This is a genomic window from Brevibacillus nigriterrae, assembly GCF_049846925.1.
Classification (GTDB): Bacteria; Bacillota; Bacilli; order Brevibacillales; family Brevibacillaceae; genus Brevibacillus_H.
Genome location: NZ_JBNCMT010000006.1, coordinates 98,548 through 119,934, shown reverse-complemented (window position 1 = coordinate 119,934; position 21,387 = coordinate 98,548). Strand labels below are relative to the sequence as shown.

Genomic DNA, 21,387 nt, shown 5'->3' with positions numbered 1-21,387 from the left:
GAATCACCATTGATCCCCATAAACCGAAAACCATGATCAGGAGATACTGATATGGAGGGGGATGAATGATGGCAATTACTCTTTTGGAACGTCCCGAGACAAAATCAGAGACACCCACGAGGGAGCGGTCATTGCTTTTTGTACCGGATCTTGTGTTTTTCGAGCCGGGGGCATTGGATTATCCGCTTGGACAAGAGTTATATCAACGTTATCAGTCAGAGAACATTCCCATTAAAATGACAACCAGTCATAATCAGGTTCGGGGTATCCCGGGAGAATCGGAAGTCGAGCAGTATCGCAATGCCAAGCGTACACTTGTCGTCGGCGTACGTAAAACACTGACGTTTGAACCATCCAAACCATCGGCGGAATACGCACTCCCTTTAGCAACGGGATGTGCAGCTCATTGCCACTACTGCTATCTTAATACGAATATTGGTACAAAACCATACATTCGTGTATATGTAAACACAGACGACATTTTGGGACAAGCAGAGAAATACATCAATGAGCGCAAGCCGGAAATCACACGCTTCGAAGCAGCCTGTACATCTGATCCGATCAGTATCGAGCATATTACCGGAAATCTCCGAAGAGCGATTGAGTTCATGGCGGATCAGCCGTTGGGACGTCTGCGTTTTGTGACCAAGTTCCACCATGTGGATTCGCTCTTGCATATCAACCATAACAAGCATACCCGTTTTCGCTTTAGCATGAATGCCGATTATGTCATTAAAAACTTCGAGCCAGGCACATCCTCTTATGCCGAGCGAATCGAAGCAGCTGGAAAAGTAGCGGATGCCGGCTATCCACTAGGCTTTATCCTAGCGCCACTTTACCGATTTGACGGATGGCAAGCAGGCTATACAGATTTACTGGAACGGCTCAGTCAGCACTTACATGAAACAGCCAAAAAAGACCTTACTTTTGAATTGATCCAACATCGCTTTACCAAGGTAGCGAAAAACCTGATTCTCAAACGATATCCAAAAACCAAACTGGACATGAACGAGGAAGAGCGAAAATACAAGTGGGGGAAATACGGAAAAGGGAAGTATGTCTATCCAAAAACAGAAGCGGATGAGCTTCGTACTCATTTAGAGCGGGAGATTCACCGTTTGTTTCCCCATGCACGTATTGAGTACTTCACCTAGGCACACCCTAAAGAATCGAAGGGAGTGACGCCTGATGTTTGGGAAAAGCCAGGGCATGCTGCTTCAGAAGCTGGGAGAAGTAAAACCGAATCCAGTGGGACTGGAATATGGCGTGGCAAAGCCTACAAGCGATGGTTTGAATATATTGGTGGCAAGTTGTTTTACCTTGTTTCACCAAATCAAAAAGCATCATTGGATCGTGGAAGGGCCATTCTTCCGTGATCTGCATATGATGCTTGATGAGTTAGCGATTCACTTGCAAGAGTACGTGGATCAGTTGGCAGAGCGAATTACCCTGTTAGGCGCATACCCGATTTCAACGCCTAGAAAACAGCAGGAGATGGCCGTATTTCCCGTAGAAGAAGAGGGAGTATTTCAATTGAGCACGATGCTGAGTAACGATTACCATGCGTACAAATCGATTATCATCCGGTACCGTGATATTATTCGGCATGTCTCTCATGTCGGTGATTTTGCCACTGAGCATATGTTGCGGGAACAGCTTACCGTACTGGAGAACGATGTCCATCAGCTAGAGCATTTCATCGGCAAACATGAAACCCACGTCACATAAACAAATCACTGGACAAGTACCGCTCGCCGCTGTCAGCACAGATGGCGAGTACTTTTTTGCCTGGCCCCAGACGTTCAGCTACTTGCAAAGCAGCATAGACGGCTGCTCCTGAAGACGGCCCAACGAGAATTGCTTCCTGACTCGCCATAGCTCTGGTCGTATCAATCGCCTGTTCGTCTGTGATCAAAATAATTTCATCGTATACGGATTGGTTCAAGGTCTGTGGTATGAACCCAGGACTGGTGCCCACAATTTTATGCGGACCGGGTTGGCCACCAGACAGAACTGGAGAACCAGCAGGCTCCACAACGGCAATGTGCAAATGTGGCAAACGCTCTCGAAGGGCTTCTCCCGTTCCTGTGATCGTGCCACCAGTCCCTGCGGTGGAGACGAACCCATCCAAGTGGCCGTTCATCTGTTCCAGAATCTCCATCGCTGTGGTATGACGATGAATCTCAGGATTGGCCGGATTTTCGAATTGCATAGGGATGAAGCTGTTTGGAATCTGCTTGTGCAGCTCTTCTGCCCGTTTAATTGCCCCTGGCATTTTCAGGTCACCTGGGGTGAGATCTACTTCTGCGCCGTAGGCACGAAGCAGTTGAATTCGTTCTTTTGTCATCGTGTCAGGCATGACGATAATGGACTTGTATCCTTTGACAGCACAGGCCATAGCAAGTCCAATTCCGGTATTGCCACTGGTCGGCTCAATAATCACGGAATCTGGTGTGAGCAGCCCCATTTGTTCCGCTGTGATCAGCATATTATAGGCTGCACGATCCTTTACACTGCCGCTCGGATTGTACTTTTCCAACTTTACATATACGTCTGCCATTTTATCTGTTACCAGGCGTCGCAGCTTAACGACTGGAGTTTGTCCAATTAATTCACCAATATGAGATACTGTTCGCACGTTCTAAGATTCTCCTTTGTCATTGAAAGCTAATATAAAACCATCATAACATATCGGAATAACAGGGAAATACAAATTTTGTTTTTTCCCTTTCGACAAACATTGACAAGCATGGTAAAATAAAATTCGTTTTCATTTCGTGGGGGAGGATTACAAAACAGCTATGACTCCAGTTTTTATTACCGTTGAAGGCCCAATTGGCATTGGCAAAACGTCACTATCTCAAGCAATTAGCAAGAAGTTCGAATTGGAACTACTGCAAGAAATTGTCTATGAAAACCCGTTTCTGGGAAAATTCTATGAAAATATCTCAGAGTGGAGTTTCCAGACAGAGATGTTCTTCCTGTGCAATCGCTACAAACAATTACAAGACATTACCGACAACTATCTGGCGAAAGGCCGTTCGGTCGTCAGTGACTACAATATTTTCAAAAATACGATTTTTGCCAAACGTACCATTAGTGAACAAAACCTTCCCAAGTATCTCAAGATATACGATATTCTCACACAAGATCAGCCACAAGCGAATTTGGTTATTTACCTTACCGCTTCTCTAGAGACAGTTATGAACCGGATTGCCATGCGGGGGCGTGATATTGAACGAAACATGGACCCGCAATATATGGAAAATCTGATTGCTGATTACGATGAATTTATGAAACAGTTCCAATTGCGTCATCCTGAGGTGCCTGTCCTCAAATTTGATTGCGACAATCTGGATTATGTTCATCGTCCCGAAGACTTGGCTTATGTACTAAGTAAAATTGACCCGTACATACAACCAGCAGGTCAAGCATTATAAAGGATGTATAAAAGGTCCGGAAAATTTCGGAGTATTGTGCCTGCAACATAACGAAATAAGGAGAATGAATCATGTCTGAATACAAGTACAGCGATCTTCGGGAGAAATATGGGATTCCACGCAATGCGGTCATTACGATTGGCGGAACGGTTGGGGTCGGTAAATCTACATTTACAAGGGCATTGGCCGATTTGCTCGGATTTCGTATTTCTGTAGAGAAAGTGGATAACAATCCGTACTTAAGCCGTTTTTACGATGATTTCTCTCGTTGGAGTTTTCACTTGCAAATTTTCTTCCTGGCAGAGCGCTTCAAAGAACAAAAACGCATGTTTGAGTACGGCGGAGGCTTTGTGCAAGACCGATCCATATATGAGGACACGGGGATTTTTGCCAAGATGCTTTACGAACAAGGGCATATGAACGAAGAAGACTATCAGACCTACACCCAGTTGTTCGAAGCAATGGTGATGACACCATACTTCCCGCATCCTGATGTATTGATCTATCTCGAAGGAAGCTTCGATGATATCATCGGTCGTGTTCGTGAACGTGGCCGCCCGATGGAGCAACAGACACCGATTGCCTATTGGGAAGATTTATACAACCGCTATGAGCAGTGGATTATGAATTTCACCGCCTGCCCGGTTTTGCGCATCAATATCAATGAATATGACTTGATGCAGGATGCTGCTTCGGTAGAAGTGGTCTTGTCTCGCCTCGCTGAAAAGATCAATACGCTGCGTGAGATTCGTGGACAGCTTAGATAATGGCACTAAAATGAAGTGAAAAAGAAGCTACTTCCTCGAAATAGGGAGTAGCTTTTGTGTTTTGATCTAAACTATTTGCAACGCTCATTGTAATGGTTCTGTCCTTCCATAAAAAGAAGTAGGTCACCCTTGAGCCCACAAACTCAATGACCTACTTCCACGTAATAAACGAGCCGCCCCCTCAAGGGGGAACGTCTATTGTGCAAGACCGCAGGTGCGCCAACACCTGAGGTCTTTTTTACTATATTCAGGATGATATATTTGTATTCTACCATCGTTTATGTATGCCTGCAAATGTCGATGAATACTTGAAGTCATTCCCTTCAAAAGGCGGTAGTTTTTTTGTCTGCTGCAACGTTTTGCAAAGCGTCTCGTCAAAGAAGTAGCACGAACAAAAATAACTAGAGGTGAACGGTATGAAGTTCATAAAAGGTATTCCACTCACTATATTGGCAATATTGACGATGACCTCAGCAGGACAAAGCTTTGCGGCTACGCATGTTTTTGCTGATTTGAATCATTCTGCTGCAAGTTCTCAAATACAGGTGTTACAGGAGAAGAGAATTGTAAAAGGTGTGAGCGATCAGTGTTTTGCACCGGAAACTCAATTAACTGCGGCTGAAGGTGTACAACTCATTGTGAACGCCTTGAAACTGAATATTGATCATGTGAGATTTATAAAGGAACCTCTTGCTAGTGATTATTTCAAAAAAGCGAATAATGAGGCTTGGTATGCGGATGCATTCATTATTGCGGCGATTAACGGATTGGAACTACCCGCTGATCTTGATCCAGCAGAATTTTGGACAAAAGAAGAATTCACGTACCAGTTGATCTCGGCCATGGAAAAGCACAACAAGTTACCAATGATCAAGCTGCTTCCTGTCGCGATCGGCGATGAGAAAGAGCTGACGCCTTCCTATCAGGGGGCGATTCAACGGGCACTCCACTATGGTATTGCTTCATTAGATGAAAAAGGGAATTTTCACCCACAAGATCACATTACGAGAGAAGATGCGGCCATCCTCATCTACAATGCATTAAAATACCTTGATAATCAGCCTGAGTCAGGGAATTAACCAGTAAATATGAATTGCAATAGGGTTCCTGCCTAAATGGGTGGGGGCTCTATTTTGTTTTGAGAATAAATTGCGCTAAGAGAACAGTTCAGCTATATACTGTGGTAAAATTTTCAAGTGGACTCAGGAATCAGGTAGGTTTAAGGGAGGCTTTATGTTCGGACGAGTTATTCTGAAAGAAACGAGATATCTTTTCCTAATCGTGCTCTTTGTTGTGCTTTTCTTACAAAGCATATTTGGAATACAAAAAGGTTCAGCTGCAGAGGAACAGAAAATTGTCACCGTAGTAATAGATGGGCAAGTGGTGAAAATGCAAGGACAGGAAGCAGTATTAATTGGTGAAACAGTTTATGTTCCAGTAATCGCTGTGTTTGAAAAATTAGGGATCAATATAGAATGGGATAAGCTGACGAAAACGCTTTATGGTTATCAGTCTGACTCATTGCGAATAGAAATGAATTCATACTCGGACACTGGCAAACTCGATGGACAGCGATTTCTGATGGATCAACCGCCAATCATCATGAACGAGACAATCATGGTTCCTTCAACATTGATTACTCAATTATTGAAGTATGGAATTGAATATGATCATCTATCTCATCTGTTGAAAATAAATACCGATCAAATCGTTGAGGTAGATCCCTATGCCAGCTATCAAAAAGTAATGAAAGAAATTACGCAAAAATATAATCTGACGCCACCAGACGAAAAAGCAATCAATAAAACAAGCAGCAAAAACATCAAAGTAATTTTTAGATGTGATATGAAAATATGTAAACAACTTGCAAGATTCTTTCTATTCCTGAATACCAAACTTTATCAGGATAAATAACTAAAAGGCTAACGTACTACCACATCAACTTGCACGCCATTCGCTTGCTGTGGTCTACTAACTCTTAAGAGGAAAAATACTATATCTAGGGGGAAGTTACCATGAGTCAACAACAGGCACGTATTATTCGGGCAAACCGTGGCACTGAGAAAGAATGCAAAGGGTGGGTACAAGAAGCAGCCCTTCGCATGATGATGAATAACCTGGACCCGGATGTAGCGGAGCGCCCGGAAGATTTGGTTGTTTATGGTGGTATCGGTAAGGCAGCACGTAACTGGGAGAGCTTTGACGCCATCGTAAAAAGCTTGAAAGAACTAAATGATGATGAAACATTACTTGTCCAGTCCGGTAAACCGGTAGCTGTATTCAAATCTCATGCAAATGCACCAAGAGTGCTGCTTGCCAACTCCAATCTCGTGCCTGCATGGGCAAACTGGAATGTCTTCCGTGATCTGGAGAAGCGTGGCTTGATCATGTACGGACAAATGACAGCAGGTTCCTGGATTTACATTGGCACACAAGGAATTCTCCAAGGTACATATGAGACGTTCGCTGAAGCGGGACGCCAACATTTCAACGGCTCACTTAAAGGAACGATCACAGTGACTGCGGGTCTTGGCGGAATGGGTGGAGCACAACCACTGGCTGTTACGATGAATCAAGGGGTAGTTATCGCTGTTGAGTGTGACGCTACTCGTATTGCACGCCGTATCGAAACTCGTTATTGTGACGTGCAAGCGGATACATTAGATGAAGCGCTTCGCCTGGCAAAAGAAGCCAAAGCTGCGGGCAAACCGCTTTCCATCGGTCTTTTAGGCAATGCGGCTGAGATCTTGCCTGAAATGGTTCGTCGTGGTGAGATTCCTGATTTGGTAACTGACCAAACCTCTGCTCACGACCCGTTGAATGGTTATCTTCCGGTAGGCTACACCATGGAACAAGGCAAAAAGCTGCGTGAAGAGAATCCAGAAGAATATATCCGCTTGGCGAAACAAAGCATGGCAACACATGTCCAAGCGATCCTGGATATGCAAAAGCAAGGCGCAATCGCATTCGACTACGGCAACAACATCCGTCAAGTGGCTTTCGAAGAGGGAGTGTCCAATGCATTCGACTTCCCAGGCTTTGTACCAGCGTTTATCCGTCCACTCTTCTGCGAAGGAAAAGGGCCTTTCCGATGGGTAGCACTCTCTGGCGATCCAGAAGATATTTATAAAACAGATGAAGTAATCATGCGTGAGTTTGCCGATAACGAGCATCTTGTACGCTGGATTAAAATGGCACAGGAAAAAGTACAATTCCAGGGCTTGCCTTCCCGCATTTGCTGGTTAGGTTATGGAGAGCGTGCGAAATTCGGACGCATTATCAATGAAATGGTGGCAAAAGGTGAATTGAAAGCGCCAATCGTCATCGGTCGTGACCACCTCGATTGCGGCTCCGTTGCTTCCCCGAACCGTGAGACAGAAGCAATGAAAGACGGCAGTGATGCGATTTCCGACTGGCCAATTCTCAATGCGATGATCAATGCAGTCAACGGCGCAAGCTGGGTTTCTGTACATCATGGCGGTGGCGTTGGTATGGGATATTCTCTCCATGCAGGGATGGTTATCGTTGCTGATGGAACACCAGAAGCAGCCGAGCGTCTGGAACGTGTCCTTACATCTGATCCTGGTATGGGTGTCGTTCGCCATGCAGATGCCGGTTATGAATTAGCTATCGAAACAGCCAAGGAAAAAGGCGTGAAGATCCCGATGATGGGGGAATAATCAAGATGAACAAGGCAGAAATCATTGTCAATGCAAGTCAAATCCTGACACTGGAAGGGAACAACGAGAAACCTCGTACCAAAGAAGGGATGAGTGATCTTGGTGTTCTTGACGGGAAAGGAAATGCAGTTGCGATCTATAACGGAATGATCGTGGCAACAGGCACTGAGGAACACGGCTATACGGTACTGAAAGAACTGGGCATCCGCAAAGAGCAGGTAGAGCGAATTGATGCAGAAGGCAAGCTGGTCATGCCTGGATTGATCGATCCGCATACCCATCTCGTCTTTGCCGGATCTCGTGAATATGAACTGGAGCTGCGGATGAACGGGGCAACCTACCTTGAAATCCTGGCAAAGGGTGGAGGAATTCTATCCACGACTCGACTAACACGAGCGGCAAGTGAGCAACAGTTGATGAATGAAGCTCGTCCACGTCTGGATGCATTTCTCTTGCATGGAGTAACGACCGTAGAAGCGAAGAGCGGGTACGGTTTAACCGTAGAAGATGAGTTGAAGCAGCTTCGTGTCGCCAAACGACTCTCCAACGAGCATCCGGTAGAGCTGATCTCCACTTTCATGGGGGCGCATGCCATTCCACAAGAATTCAAGGAGAATCCGGAAGCGTACGTCGATTTGATTATCAATGAAATGCTGCCAAGAGTGGCAGAAGAAAAGCTGGCCGAATTCTGCGATGTATTCTGCGAGCACGGTGTTTTTACGGTCGAGCAGTCCGAGCGAATTCTCGAAGCAGGGAAAGCGTTAGGACTTCGAGCTAAAATCCACGCAGATGAAATTGAGCCAATGGGCGGTGCTGAACTGGCTGCCAAAGTGGGGGCAATCTCTGCCGATCACTTGCTCAAAGCATCTGATGAAGGGATCAAGGCGATGGCGGAAGCAGGAGTGGTTGCTACACTTTTGCCAGGTACGGCATTCTTCCTGATGGCTGAATTTGCCCGTGGACGCAAGATGGTTGATTCAGGTGTTCCGGTTGCTTTGTCTACAGACCGCAATCCGGGATCATCTCCGACAGAAAATTTGCAGCTTATTATGAACCTGGCATGCTTCCATATGAAAATGACGCCGGCAGAAGTAATTGTGGCAACGACTATTAACGCTGCCCATGCGATCGGACAAGCGAAGCGTATCGGCAGCCTGGAGGCAGGCAAGCAGGCAGACATTGTGTTCATGAATGTGCCGACTTATCAATACCTCCAATATAATTATGGCGTTAATCATGTCGATACCGTAATAAAAGCAGGCCACATTGTGGTGCAGGGAGGTCATTTCGTTCATGGAAAATAATCCTTATATCCTCGCACCAGGGCTGATTAATCGTGTGGGTGGTGCCGATCGCCTAGACAAAAAGGTAAGTCAATGGATTCGCAGCTACGAGACAGGGGTAACTCCGGATGTCGGATTAATCGGGGCGCCCTTGTCCCGTTCCTCTATCAGTGCGTCTGCGGCAAGTGAGACTCCCAATGCGATTCGACTGGCATGGCGTGGATTCAGTACTTGGTATGCGGATTTTGACGTTGAACTGACAGACCTTCATGTAGCGGATATTGGCGACATCAAAATGCATACGACCGACATCCACCGTTGTCAAAGCAATATCGAAGAAGGACTCACACTGTTGTATCAACAACACCCTACAATGCTGCCAATCGTAGTCGGTGGAGATCATTCCATTACTCGACCGTCTCTCAAAGCTTTTGCGAGAGCGAATGCGGACAAAAGAGTTGGCTTGATCCAGTTTGACACCCATTTCGATGTGCGCAATTTGGAAGATGGCGGCCCTAGCAATGGTACTCCGTTCCGTGGCCTTCTGGAAGACGGTGCGATTCGGGGAGAAGATATCATCCAAATTGGTATCCACGGATTCTCCAACTCTGCGGTCTATCGGGACTATATCAAAGAAACCAATATCACGTACTACACTATGCGTCAGGTTCGGCAAATTGGCCTGGAACAACTGATGAAGCGTGTAGTCACTGAGCTGTCCAATCGAGTGGATGTCATTTATGTAACAGTAGACATCGACGTGCTGGATCTTTCCCATTGTCCAGGGTCACCAGGAGCAGCACCTGGAGGGATGATGTCCTGGGAGTTGTTCGAAGCCGTCTATCATTTAGGACTAGAACCGAAAGTCGGTGCGCTTGATTTGGTTGAGCTAGACCCTTTCCGTGATGTTTCCCAGATTTCGGTCAAGTCTGGCTGCCGAGTCCTGTTGTCCTTTATGGCGGGTGTGCAAAAACGGGTAAAGGGCTAAGGAAACTCTCCCCACTTGTGGTATAATGAGCCTGCGATTCTACACAAGGGAGAGACGGATACACATGACTGATGCATGGTTTGAACAAAGTTTTCGTGAAGATTATCTGTTGGTTTATCAACATAGAGATGAAAACTCAGCCGACCAGGAGATTGCGAATCTGCTAAACCGCCTGCCGATCAAGCCGTCTGGACGCGTCCTCGATTTGTGCTGCGGCAGCGGACGACATTCACGGGCATTTGCCAGACGTGGATATGAGGTAGTGGGAGTTGATTTGTCCCCAGTTCTCCTTGAACTTGCTATCGAACAAAACACATACGACAACGCAGTGTTCTATCAACATGACATGCGTACCATTCCGTTTGAGAATGAATTTGATATTGTGGTGAATTTGTTTACGAGTTTCGGTTATTTCAGCACCAATGAAGAGAATGAGCAAGTTATCTCCAATATGGCGAAGGCGTTAAAGACAGGCGGGGAAGTGCTGATTGATTACCTCAATCCTGCTTATGTGAAAGCCAACCTTGTGCCCGAGTCCGAACGGGAAATGGATGGGCTGTACATTCAAGAAAAGCGTTGGATCGAAAACGGATGTGTGAAAAAGCGAATTACTGTGACAGACGCAGAAAACAACCAACCTCGTGAGTATATGGAACAGGTTCGTTTGTACGAATTGAATGAAATGCAAACCATGTTAACCAAGGCAGGCTTCCGACACATTCAGGTGTACGGAGATTACTTGTTCCAACCATATAAGGGGCAAGAATCACCCCGTATGATATTCTTTGCCGTTAAAGAAGAATAAATTTCATAGTAACGTGCATTTGGTGTGACTAACTCTCTCGGTCGGTGAATATGATGGTGAAAAGATTGTTCATACGACCGAGGGGGGAATCCTGGATGACCAAACTAACCATGGAACAAATCAAGTGGAATCTGAACAAAGTGCCAGGCTGGAAGCTCGTGGAGGATCAAATGGCCTTGCTCCGCATTTTTTCTTATCCAGATTTTCACTCCGCCGTTCGTTTTATCAATCAAATTGCGGAGTATGCAGAAAAAGACAAGGACCATATGGACATTCGAATCAGCGGTTCTGCCGTCACCATTACTCTTTCAACCAATCAAAAAGGCTTGAGTGGACGAGATTTTGCACTCGCTCAGACGATAAATAAGCTTGCAGGCTAGGAATTGCTAGCTATTGATAACGTTTTCATCCGGCTGTTGGGCTGCTTGCTCAGCAGTCTTTCTTTTTTCCAGAGAAAAATATAGCATTTTGATCGGAATTGTTTGTCAAAGCATTTGATCCGTTGTTATAGTAGAAGTAGATTTGCTCGGGTCGCACAAATACGACGATATCAGTTGCTTGTATACATAGAGACCACACACGATCATAACCGTTTTGTCAGAAAAAGGAGGCAAAGGCAAATGGAAGATTACGTTGTTCGCAATAAAGAAACATTTGACCGATTGGGAAGTGCTGCAACAGATGTATCCGAACTCATGAAAAACGCTTCAATCTGCTTGCCTGCATTCCAGATGATGCTTGGTGGAGGACGAGTGCTTGACTTAGGCTGCGGAGTTGGTCGTGACTCCCTTCGCTTACAGCGGTATTCCCTTGATGTACAGGGGCTTGACATCAGTGAAGTAATGCTGAATGAGGCTAAACGACAGGTGGAAGGGGTATCCTTTTTGCAAGGGGATTTCCGTGCGCTGCCGTTTGAAGATGCTACCTTTGATGGGGTGTGGGCGAATGGATCTCTGTTTTATGTAACACCTGACGACCTGAAACTGACACTTGCCGAAGTGATTCGCATTTTAAAGCCAGGCGGTGTGTTTTTTGCCTCTTACTTGCAAGGAGAAGGTGAACTGCTCGTAGACGGCCTCTACCACCATCGTTATGGTGAGCCCGAGATCGAACAGTTGTACCGTCAGGCCGGGTTCAAGACGATCGATCGCACGTGGATAACCGATCAGGATAAATTTGTGTGCATTCTGGCAGTCAAATAATCGCTTCAAACCTATAGGAGGATCAACAATGGAACTTCATACACACAAGGAAATCGAAAACACATTGCAACAATTCATCAACCAGGCACTCTCTGTTACCTATACCCAGTGGGATAGTGAAGAAGCGGATGAAGAAGAAGTAATTGATTTCAACGGCACGCTGAAAGAAGTGCGGATCACCGATAATGAGTTCGAAGAGAAAGATTTATTTCTGTTGTTTACAGGAGATGACGGAGAGATCGAATTGCTGATGGAAGTCCCTGCATCCGAAGAAGATCTTGGCGTTCTCGAGGGAAATCAACTTCGTATTTTCGGAACAGAAGCGGAGATCATCCTAATCAAATGAATACCAGTATGAAATATGCTTACTACGGTACTTCTGACCCGATGGCAGAACGGGAGATTTACCGACTGGAAAAATATCTGAAGCAGCACAAGAAAGAGCTACTTTACACCGAACGCTTCATCATCGATATAAAGGCATTACAGCGCCCATTTATGCTGGACTGCTTCAACTGCAAAAAGGTGCATCAGGTCACCTGTTGCGAAGAGGGTCAGCCTTATGCAGTGCACTACACGCAAGTAAAGCCAATGGAAGAATACGCTTTTGCGATGAAACCAGGATTTATGTCTCCGGAAGCAGAGGAAAGCATGCGGGAAAAGGGAATATGGCAGTTAGGCAGGTATGATACTATTCGCACGTACCGAAAAAGCTGTATTTTCGTCACTGAATTGAATGGGGTCTCCTGCTGTTCTATACACGCACATGCCGCAGCACACGGGCACGATGTTTTCCCGATCAAACCGTTTAGCTGTATGCTGTACCCGATTGAGCTTATTCAGCTTCCCACACGCATCCTGATCACGGCCCTGACCGAAGAAACGGCATCTTTCAATCGCTGGGGAAACGATTATCTGGATCAATTCTATTGTGCAAGTCTGGAGCGAAGACAAGCGAATGACGAGCTTTCACCCGAACTGTTTCCTGTGGAGCGCTATGAGTCTGCTTATGTGTGGGGCAAGGATTTACTGGAGAGAACTTTTGGACATGAATTGATTGAATTGATCGAGCAGCATATCAAATAGTGATGAGCCAGTTTATCGTTTTTAGGTAAACTGGTTTTTTCTGCGGGTTGTTTTGCTGATAGAAGTTGGAATTATCGAACTTCTGACATAAACGCTGAAGAATGTTCACAATATGTTAGTATAAGTATATTGATATTGGTAAATGAAAGAGATAGACAGTGGAAAAGGAGCATACAAATGGAATCAAAATCATCACGTGAATCAAGAACCATTCAAGCATCATTAGTTCTTCCATCGGATACAAACAACCACGGGACGATCTTCGGGGGTGCCATGATGGCTTACATCGACGAAGTGGCTGCCATCGCAGCTATGAGGCACTCAAGAAAATCCGTTGTCACAGCATCCATTGACTCAATTGACTTCCTTTCTCCTGCGAAGATGGGACAATCAGTGTGCCTTGATGCCTTCGTTGTTTCTACAGGAAAAAGCTCCATGGAGGTTTTCGTAAAAGTCATATCCGAAGACCTCATGACAGGCGAGAGACAACTGACCGCCACTTCCTTTTTGACATTTGTAGCATTAGATGAGAACGGAAAACCGACACCAGTAACTCCAATCGTACCTGAGACCGAAGAAGAAAAGAGACTTTTTGAATCGGCCAAGGAAAGAAAACAAATGAGGATCGAACGAAAAGAGAACTTGAAGGAATTTATCAAGCAAATCGATACGACCAAAAGCATTTAATCATATGGAAATTAGAAGGCGAGGGAACCGAAAGCAGTTCAACCTCGTCTTTTTTCATCTTTATCCCTGCATGATTGTGCACGAGAAGTCGGATAGAAGCTTTTTACACCTGCTATTGTATTGGTAGAGGAAGGTGATGTACATGGATTGGCTGACTCATTTGAATAATGCCATGAGCTATCTGGAAGAGAATCTGACCGAAGAAATTGACTATAAAGAAGTTGCTAGAAGGGCTTGCTGCTCGGAATATCATTTCAAACGAATGTTTTCATTCCTTGCTGGTGTTTCGCTATCGGAATATATTCGTCGCAGACGCCTGACGCTGGCGGCTTCTGAGCTTGCGAACAGCAATAAGAGAGTCATCGATGTTGCTATTCAATATGGATACAACTCACCAGACTCCTTTACGAGGGCGTTTCAAAGTTTGCATGGCGTAACGCCGTCAGAAGCCAGAAGTCATGGTCAATCATTAAAAGCCTATCCTCGCATGACCTTTCATCTATCGATACGAGGAGGTAGTGAAATGAACTATCGCATAGAAGAAAAAGCAGCTTTTCGCATTGTTGGCCTCAAGAAAAGAGTTCCCTTGATTTACAACGGAGTGAACCAGGAAATTGCTGCGATGTGGGCAAGTTTAGATCAGGAGAAAATTCAACGATTGAAAGCTATATCGAATATTCATCCGACGGGTCTGATCAGTGCATCCACCAACTTTTCAGAAGGCAGACAGGATGGAGGCGAGCTGGACCATTATATCGGTGCAGCAACAACGAATGAGTGCCCAGACGACCTGACGAAGCTTGAAGTTGCTGCCTCCACCTGGGCTGTTTTTGAAGTCGTCGGGCCTTTTCCCGAAACGCTGCAAAATGTCTGGGGGCGCATCTTTTCCGAATGGTTTCCATCCTCTCATTATGAACTGACAGAAGGTCCAGAAATCTTGTGGAATGAGAGTAAAGAGATAACATCACCGACATTTAGAAGTGAGATATGGATACCTGTTACGAAAAGATAGATCACCGACAATTTTTCATATGACTTCTCAACGTGGGAGAACCCAACTTTTCTGTTTTGGAGTTGGAAGGACGTACTTCGATGGTGACATTGTCCATTTTGGCAGTGATATCATCGATTCGTCCTGCCCACGTTGGGCTGTCTTGTTTAGATGTCGGATACAGCTTGAACCGCCAGCTGATCTCACCGGGAATAAAGGCAAACCCTTCATAGCCATCATATTGTCCAAAGGTGGAAGGTTCCGGTAAGTGCAGGGCGTGTATGCTTAGACTGGTACGGGGAAAGCTTGGCGTCAATTTCACCTTGTAAACCAGAGCAACTCCCTTTGCATTAGAGTAAACTGGATTTACTGGTTCAAGGACCAGACTGCATGGCATGGGTGGCATTGTTTCTGCCGCACTGACTTGATGAGGATTCAGAATCAAAGCTGCAAAGAAAAGGAATGCGAAACCAAACTGTCTCATGATAACGAACCTTAAACCAATCTTCAATTTTTTCATCGTACCCCTCCTTATGGTCAAATCACCCTCACCTAATGTTCCCTTCCCTTGGTGAAAAATGAATGGATTCCAAAAATCAGGCATACATTTGCATTAAGAAAATGAAGAATAAAGAAATATAAAAATTTTCGGAAAACGATTACATTTTTTGTTGACATTATTTCACAGTGGGTGATACGATTTGCTTAGATTTTCCATTTAATCGATTACATGGTTGGAAAAAAAGGAGTCACCTATGGCAAAAATGACGGATGTTGCAAAAAAAGCAGGAGTTTCCGTAGCGACGGTTTCCAGAGTGTTGACCGGTAAAGACAACATCCTGGATGAAACGAGGAAAAAAGTACTCCTGGCAGTTGAAGAATTGAATTACAGGCCGAATAAACTGGCGAGAAATCTGCGGAAACTGGAGTCCAAGACAATTGTTGCCGTAGTCCCCGACATCTCCAATATATTTTTCTCCGATATTATCCGAGGAATTGAAACAGTCGCCCAACAAAATGGGTATTACGTTCTGCTTGGGAATACACATAATGATATTCAATCTGAAATCGATTACATCGAAATGGTCAAGGAGAAGCTGGCAGACGGGGTCATTCTCTTAACGGCTCGCATTCCCAAAGAAGAAATTATCAGTATCTCGCAAGAACTGCCAGTTGTTTTAGCGTGTGAATACGTTGACGGGGCAGATATACCCACAGTAACTATTGACAACATCAGCAGCGCACGCAAAGTTGTAAATCATCTGGTAGCACTCGGACATCAGCGAATCGGGTTCATCAGCGGGCCTTTGAATGTCATATTGAGCAGAGATCGACTGAAAGGGTATCGTCAAGCACTCCTAGCGCACGACATCCCTGTAGATGAATCACTCATTCAAGAAGGGGATTTCAGGATTGAGTCAGGCTATCAGATGGCATCGAGATTGCTAGCTCTGTCACAGCCGCCTACCGCCATTTTTGCAGCGAATGACGAGATGGCGATTGGGGCGATTCAAAGTATCAAGGAGAAAGGCTTTCAGGTTCCGCAAGACATCGCAGTAGTAGGCTTTGATAATATTCGCATCACAACAATCGTTGAGCCAGCGCTCACGACGGTTAACCAGCCTAAATTTGCGATTGGCTGCAAAGCAATGGAGATCCTGCTCAAGATCATGAACAATGAACCAATCGAGCGAAAACAAATCGTATTGGACGATGAGTTAGTGATCAGACAATCTTGCGGAGCATCATCATAAAAAATTTATCATTTTATGTAATCGATTACACAGGAGGAGAGTCGAGTGAGATTAGGTGTGTTTACGGTATTATTCGGTCAGAAATCCTTCGAGGAAATGCTGGATACTGTGCAAGCGGCGGGACTGCAAGCAGTTGAAATCGGAACAGGCAACTATCCAGGCAATGCGCACTGCAACCCAGATGAATTGTTGGAAGATTCGGGCAAGCTCAAGGCCTACAAAAAAGCAATCGAAGACCGTGGCCTGATTATCAGTGGATTAAGCTGTCACGGAAATCCATTGACTCCTGATGCAGCCTTTGCCAAACAATCGCATGAGACATTCGTCAAAACAGTGGAATTGGCACAGAGATTGAAAGTGCCCGTGGTCAATTGTTTCTCAGGTACCGCTGGTGATCATGAGGGGGCCAAGTATCCCAACTGGCCTGTTGCACCGTGGCCGAGCGAATTCCGTGACGTTCTTCGCTGGCAGTGGGAAGAGAAGCTGATCCCTTACTGGAAAGAGTGGGGGCAATTTGCAGATGATCGCCAGGTGAAGATCGCCCTGGAACTGCACGGTGGATTTTTGGTACACACCCCAGCAACATTGCTTCGTTTGCGTGAGGCAGTGGGAGAGGTAATCGGTGCGAACTTCGACCCAAGTCATATGTGGTGGCAAGGCATTGATCCGGTAGCTGCCATTAAGATTCTCGGGAAAGAAAATGCGATCTATCACTTCCATGCCAAAGATACGTACATCGATCAGGATAAAGTCAATATGTATGGCTTAACTGATATGCAGTCGTATGAAAATTTGCAGGAGAGAGCATGGTATTTCCGCACTGTTGGCTATGGTCATGATCAGAAAACCTGGACCGACATGATCAGTGCTCTCAGACTTTATGGCTACGATCATGTCCTTAGCATTGAACACGAGGATGGCCTGATGTCCATCGAGGAAGGCTTCGAAAAAGCCGTGAAATTCCTGCAACAAATCATGATTCAACAGCCGGTACAGCATATCTGGTGGGCATAAAAAGGAGGTGAATCAGGAAGATGAGCAAATTGAAAGTTGCTGTCATTGGTTGTGGAAGCATTGCAAAGCATCGGCATATTGCTGAATACGCCAACAATCCGTATGTCGCGTTGGTCGCCTTTTGTGATCCGTCCAAGGAGCGGGCGCAAGCGATGGCAGATCAATTTGGCGGCAAAGCCTACACCGATTATCAGGAGCTACTTGAGAATGAAACCATCGATGCAGTCAGTGTGTGTACTCCGAATGTTTACCATGCTCCGATTTCCATTGCTGCATTGAAAGCTGGGGTACACGTCCTCTGTGAGAAGCCGATGGCCGTCTCCTTGGAAGAGTCGGATCAGATGATTCTTGCCGCCGAACAAAACGGCGTCGTCCTCATGATCGGTCATAACCAGCGATTGATGCCGCCACATGTCAAAGCCAAAGAAATCCTGAGTAGAGGGTATCTGGGCAAAGTATTAAGTTTTCGAACCGCATTTGGTCACGCTGGTCCTGAGCAGTGGAGTGCAGAAGGGCCGGGTGGCTGGTTCTTTCAGAAGGAAAAGGCATTCGTCGGTGCCATTGGAGATCTGGGCGTTCATAAAATCGACTTGATTCAATGGCTGCTGGAAGACGAGATTGTGGAAGTAGGAGCGTTTTTGGGTACATTGGCAAAACAAAATACAGACGTAGACGATAACGCTGTTTGCATTTTCCGGACTCGCTGTGGAGTTGTGGGCACGATGGCAGCCAGTTGGACACATCAGCCGGGTGAAGACAACAGTACGATCCTTTATTGTGAAAAAGGGATCGTCAAGATTGGCACCGATCCGAGAGATCAGATCATTGTGGAGCTGAAAGACCATGGCACAGAACGCTATCAAGTGGGTGGTATCGCGACTAATGAAGAAGGCGGGCAATCCAGCAGCGGAGTCATCGATGCGTTTATTGAGGCCATTCGTACAGGTGAACCACCACTAGTTCCGGGTACAGAAGGCAGAAAATCACTTCGAGTCGTTCTGGCAGCGCTGCAATCTGTAGAGGAAAAACGAGTCGTAACCATCGAGTAACGTACAGAGTATTAGGAGTGTTTGTCCATGAATCAGGTTTGGAAATTGGGAATCATCGGTGCAGGGGGTATCTCCCGAGAGCATTTGAAAGCCGCTCGCAAAGATCCGAGAATCACTGTATCAGCAATCGCTGATGTCTCTCTCGAACTGGCAGAAGATCGGGCAAAAGAATTTGCGATTCCCTCAGTGTACGGAAATTATTCTGAATTGCTTGAACAAACAGATATTGATGCTGTGATCATCTGCCTGCCCAATTATCTTCACGCACCTGTGACCTTAAAGGCTTTTGCCAATGGAAAGCACGTTTTGTGTGAAAAACCCCTGGCACTCCATGCGCAAGAGGCTCAGATGATGCTGGATGCTTCGAGGGCGGCGGGCAGAATCCTGATGACAGGGATGAACAATCGATTCCGTTCAGAAGTCATCCATTGCAAGCGCTTGATCGAACAAGCGAAGTTAGGCAACATCTATCATGCCAAAGCAGCATGGGTGAGGCGAAATGGGATTCCCGGCTGGGGCAGTTGGTTTACACAGAAGGAGAAGTCAGGCGGTGGCCCATTGATCGACCTGGGCGTACACATGTTGGATGCAACACTGTGGCTGCTCGATTTTCCCAAGCCACACTACGTCATGGCACAGACCTATGCCAAGTTCGGGCCTAAGCGCAAGGGCATTTCTGAATACGGCACACAGAATCCGCAGGGTTTTTACGATGTGGAGGATATGGTCACAGCGCTTGTTCAATTTGAAAACGGTTCCACTCTGTCTCTGGAGGTAAGCTGGGCTTCTCACATTGAACAGGAACAAGCCTATATTCAACTTTTGGGTGATGAAGCGGGTGCCAGGATTTCCTTTGAAGAGAGGCAATTAGTGGTATTTGAGGAACAAGAGGGTATGTTGGCAGACAAACACATCAAATCGTCCCATCAGAACGAAAGAAGCCTGCTCATCAGCCATTTTATTGATGTATTGGAAGGTAAGGATAATCTGTGCCAACCAGAGCAGGGTGTGTATATGAATCAATTGATCGATGCCATTTACTTGTCAGCGCAAAGGAGGGAACCCGTTTTATTTTCATGATGCTCGCGTAGTTTGATCGAAAGGGCTGTGCCCATCAGACATGAGGGAGACGGATGTCCGTTGGGATAAAAAACAAGGGGGAGTTACACATGAAGTTGGTCAAAAAATTAAGTACCGTTGCACTTGGTGTATCAATGGTTGTTTCATTAGCTGCTTGTAGTAATTCTACACAAACCTCTACAAAAGACAGCAATCCTGCACCCGAGACCCCAACTACGGAAACTGCTAAACCAGCAGAGCAACCGGCTGTAGAGAAAGTCAAAATTGTCTATGCCCGCGGGAAGGATGTTACACCTGCATCCACCAAAATAATCGAAGCCTTCGAAGCAAAGTACCCGAATATTGATGTTGAACTTAGAGAAATGCCTTCCGATACAGGCCAAAACCACGATCAACTGGTTACGATGTTTAGTGCCCAATCATCCGAGATAGACGTATTTGATCTGGACGTAATCTGGCCTGCGGAATTTGCGCAAGCAGGCTACCTTCTTCCGCTTGACCGTTTCATCGAGCAAGACAGTATCAAAATGGATTCCTATATCCAGGGTGCCGTAGATGCGGGAAGCTTCAACGGACAACAGTGGACGATGCCCAAATTCATTGATACCGGTCTCTTATTTTATCGCAAAGACCTCGTCAAAGAAGTACCGAAAACATGGGATGACTTGGTGAAGCAGGCGAAGGAGCAAAAAGGGAAAGGCGGCACGCAATTCGGGTATTTGATGCAGGCAAAACAGTACGAGGGACTTGTGTGTAACTTCGTCGAATTCAATGCATCTTACGGAGGCAAGATCCTTGATGAACAAGGAAAAGTAGTCGTGAACAACCCGAATACAATCAAGGGTCTGAACAAAATGATTGAAGTGATCAAATCTGATTTCGTACCGACCAATATTACGACGTACACCGAACTGGAGTCACATACCGCATTCATCGAAGGGCAAGCTGCATTTATCCGCAACTGGCCGTACCAATATGCACTTGCTCAAGACAAAACACAGTCCAAAATTATGGATAAAGTTGGGGTAGCCCCGCTTCCGGCTGGAGATGCAGGTTCTGCTGCAGCACTTGGCGGATGGAGCACAGGCATCAACAAGTTCTCCAAACATCCAAAAGAAGCCTGGGAGTTCCTCAAGTTCATGACGGGTGCAGAAGGTCAAAAATTCACAGCCGTAGACGGCGGTTCAGCGCCAACCTTCCTGCCGCTCTATGACGATGCCGACGTGCAAAAAGCAAGCCCGCTGTTTGCCAACAAAGATTTCGTCAATGGGATCAGTGCGGCAGTGCCACGCCCAACTTCACCTGTTTATCCAAAAATCTCGGACATCATCCAAATCGAGGTATCCAAAGCAGTGGCTGGTCAGCAAACAGCAGAACAAGCCGTGAAAAACATGGAACAAAAAATGAACGAAGTGATCGGCCAGTAACGTTGTTTTGAATAAAATGCTGCTGCTGTCGGGGAGGGGTGTATCGCCTCTCCCTGATAGCAACAGAACGTCCTGATTGGCCCGATCGATGAGACAAACAAATTGGGAGAGATTTGGCGGGAGTTGGTGATGTT

The 21,387-nt window shown here is 45.9% G+C and carries 23 protein-coding genes; 21 read left to right on the top strand and 2 right to left on the bottom strand.

Translation table 11 applies throughout. From position 1 onward, the window contains the following. Window positions 1–68: 68 nt before the first annotated feature. Entirely contained in the window at window positions 69–1,154 is a 1,086-nt protein-coding gene (gene splB / locus ACPW7N_RS06490; protein WP_425650284.1) for a spore photoproduct lyase, read from the top strand. Window positions 1,155–1,188: 34 nt separating this feature from the next. Then, window positions 1,189–1,728: a DNA starvation/stationary phase protection protein DpsA gene (gene dpsA / locus ACPW7N_RS06485; RefSeq protein WP_425650217.1), complete on the top strand. Its 540-nt coding sequence runs from the start codon at window positions 1,189–1,191 to the stop codon at window positions 1,726–1,728. Here dpsA and cysK read toward each other — a convergent pair. Then, on the bottom strand, window positions 1,721–2,638 hold the full coding sequence (gene cysK / locus ACPW7N_RS06480; protein ID WP_425650216.1) for a cysteine synthase A: 918 nt from the start codon (window positions 2,636–2,638) through the stop codon (window positions 1,721–1,723). The genes dpsA and cysK overlap by 8 nt on opposite strands. 163 nt (window positions 2,639–2,801) lie before the next feature. Here cysK and ACPW7N_RS06475 point away from each other — a divergent pair, with 163 nt between their 5' ends. From ACPW7N_RS06475 to ACPW7N_RS06410, 14 genes are all read left to right on the top strand, one after another. Beyond that, a complete protein-coding gene (locus ACPW7N_RS06475) occupies window positions 2,802–3,440 on the top strand; it encodes a deoxynucleoside kinase (RefSeq protein WP_425650215.1) in 639 nt (212 codons plus the stop codon). A gap of 71 nt (window positions 3,441–3,511) precedes the next feature. Then, entirely contained in the window at window positions 3,512–4,207 is a 696-nt protein-coding gene (locus ACPW7N_RS06470; protein ID WP_425650214.1) for a deoxynucleoside kinase, read from the top strand. A gap of 416 nt (window positions 4,208–4,623) precedes the next feature. Further along, on the top strand, window positions 4,624–5,286 hold the full coding sequence (locus tag ACPW7N_RS06465; protein ID WP_425650213.1) for an S-layer homology domain-containing protein: 663 nt from the start codon (window positions 4,624–4,626) through the stop codon (window positions 5,284–5,286). Window positions 5,287–5,440: 154 nt separating this feature from the next. After that, the gene (locus tag ACPW7N_RS06460) at window positions 5,441–6,121 is read left to right on the top strand and encodes a copper amine oxidase N-terminal domain-containing protein (protein WP_425650212.1); all 681 of its coding nucleotides are present in this window, start codon (window positions 5,441–5,443) and stop codon (window positions 6,119–6,121) included. A 101-nt stretch (window positions 6,122–6,222) separates the two neighbouring features. Beyond that, complete coding sequence (hutU, locus tag ACPW7N_RS06455) at window positions 6,223–7,887, top strand: urocanate hydratase (RefSeq protein ID WP_425650211.1); 1,665 nt, start codon at window positions 6,223–6,225, stop codon at window positions 7,885–7,887. 5 nt (window positions 7,888–7,892) lie between these two features. Continuing rightward, window positions 7,893–9,191 carry an imidazolonepropionase gene (hutI, locus tag ACPW7N_RS06450; RefSeq protein WP_425650210.1) on the top strand — a complete coding sequence of 433 codons (1,299 nt, stop codon included), beginning with the start codon at window positions 7,893–7,895 and terminating at the stop codon, window positions 9,189–9,191. Beyond that, window positions 9,181–10,158, top strand: coding sequence for an agmatinase family protein (locus ACPW7N_RS06445; protein WP_425650209.1), 978 nt, complete (start codon window positions 9,181–9,183; stop codon window positions 10,156–10,158). Before hutI ends, ACPW7N_RS06445 begins: the two co-directional genes overlap by 11 nt. 64 nt (window positions 10,159–10,222) lie before the next feature. Beyond that, complete coding sequence (locus ACPW7N_RS06440; protein ID WP_425650208.1) at window positions 10,223–10,963, top strand: class I SAM-dependent methyltransferase; 741 nt, start codon at window positions 10,223–10,225, stop codon at window positions 10,961–10,963. A 95-nt stretch (window positions 10,964–11,058) separates the two neighbouring features. Further along, entirely contained in the window at window positions 11,059–11,343 is a 285-nt protein-coding gene (locus tag ACPW7N_RS06435) for a 4a-hydroxytetrahydrobiopterin dehydratase (RefSeq protein WP_425650207.1), read from the top strand. Between the two features lie 240 nt (window positions 11,344–11,583). Further along, window positions 11,584–12,165 carry a class I SAM-dependent methyltransferase gene (locus ACPW7N_RS06430; protein WP_425650206.1) on the top strand — a complete coding sequence of 194 codons (582 nt, stop codon included), beginning with the start codon at window positions 11,584–11,586 and terminating at the stop codon, window positions 12,163–12,165. A 28-nt stretch (window positions 12,166–12,193) separates the two neighbouring features. Further along, entirely contained in the window at window positions 12,194–12,511 is a 318-nt protein-coding gene (locus ACPW7N_RS06425; protein WP_425650205.1) for a hypothetical protein, read from the top strand. Beyond that, complete coding sequence (locus ACPW7N_RS06420; RefSeq protein ID WP_425650204.1) at window positions 12,508–13,251, top strand: DUF3109 family protein; 744 nt, start codon at window positions 12,508–12,510, stop codon at window positions 13,249–13,251. The genes ACPW7N_RS06425 and ACPW7N_RS06420 overlap by 4 nt, the downstream gene beginning before the upstream one ends. Window positions 13,252–13,428: 177 nt before the next feature. After that, window positions 13,429–13,938 (top strand): acyl-CoA thioesterase, encoded by a 510-nt coding sequence (locus ACPW7N_RS06415; RefSeq protein WP_425650203.1) that lies wholly within the window; start codon window positions 13,429–13,431, stop codon window positions 13,936–13,938. Between the two features lie 142 nt (window positions 13,939–14,080). After that, complete coding sequence (locus ACPW7N_RS06410) at window positions 14,081–14,950, top strand: AraC family transcriptional regulator (protein WP_425650202.1); 870 nt, start codon at window positions 14,081–14,083, stop codon at window positions 14,948–14,950. Between the two features lies 1 nt (window position 14,951). On the opposite strand, the gene ACPW7N_RS06405 is transcribed toward ACPW7N_RS06410, so the two are convergent. Then, window positions 14,952–15,413, bottom strand: a complete 462-nt coding sequence (locus ACPW7N_RS06405; protein ID WP_425650283.1) for a YoqH family protein — start codon at window positions 15,411–15,413, stop codon at window positions 14,952–14,954. A gap of 271 nt (window positions 15,414–15,684) precedes the next feature. Here ACPW7N_RS06405 and ACPW7N_RS06400 point away from each other — a divergent pair, with 271 nt between their 5' ends. From ACPW7N_RS06400 to ACPW7N_RS06380, 5 genes are all read left to right on the top strand, one after another. Continuing rightward, entirely contained in the window at window positions 15,685–16,683 is a 999-nt protein-coding gene (locus tag ACPW7N_RS06400; RefSeq protein ID WP_425650201.1) for a LacI family DNA-binding transcriptional regulator, read from the top strand. A 45-nt stretch (window positions 16,684–16,728) separates the two neighbouring features. Next, window positions 16,729–17,697: a sugar phosphate isomerase/epimerase family protein gene (locus tag ACPW7N_RS06395; protein ID WP_425650200.1), complete on the top strand. Its 969-nt coding sequence runs from the start codon at window positions 16,729–16,731 to the stop codon at window positions 17,695–17,697. Window positions 17,698–17,717: 20 nt separating this feature from the next. Beyond that, the gene (locus ACPW7N_RS06390) at window positions 17,718–18,746 is read left to right on the top strand and encodes a Gfo/Idh/MocA family protein (protein ID WP_425650199.1); all 1,029 of its coding nucleotides are present in this window, start codon (window positions 17,718–17,720) and stop codon (window positions 18,744–18,746) included. 27 nt (window positions 18,747–18,773) lie between these two features. Further along, window positions 18,774–19,826 carry a Gfo/Idh/MocA family protein gene (locus tag ACPW7N_RS06385; protein ID WP_425650198.1) on the top strand — a complete coding sequence of 351 codons (1,053 nt, stop codon included), beginning with the start codon at window positions 18,774–18,776 and terminating at the stop codon, window positions 19,824–19,826. An 89-nt stretch (window positions 19,827–19,915) separates the two neighbouring features. Next, window positions 19,916–21,253: an ABC transporter substrate-binding protein gene (locus ACPW7N_RS06380; RefSeq protein WP_425650197.1), complete on the top strand. Its 1,338-nt coding sequence runs from the start codon at window positions 19,916–19,918 to the stop codon at window positions 21,251–21,253. Window positions 21,254–21,387: the final 134 nt, after the last annotated feature.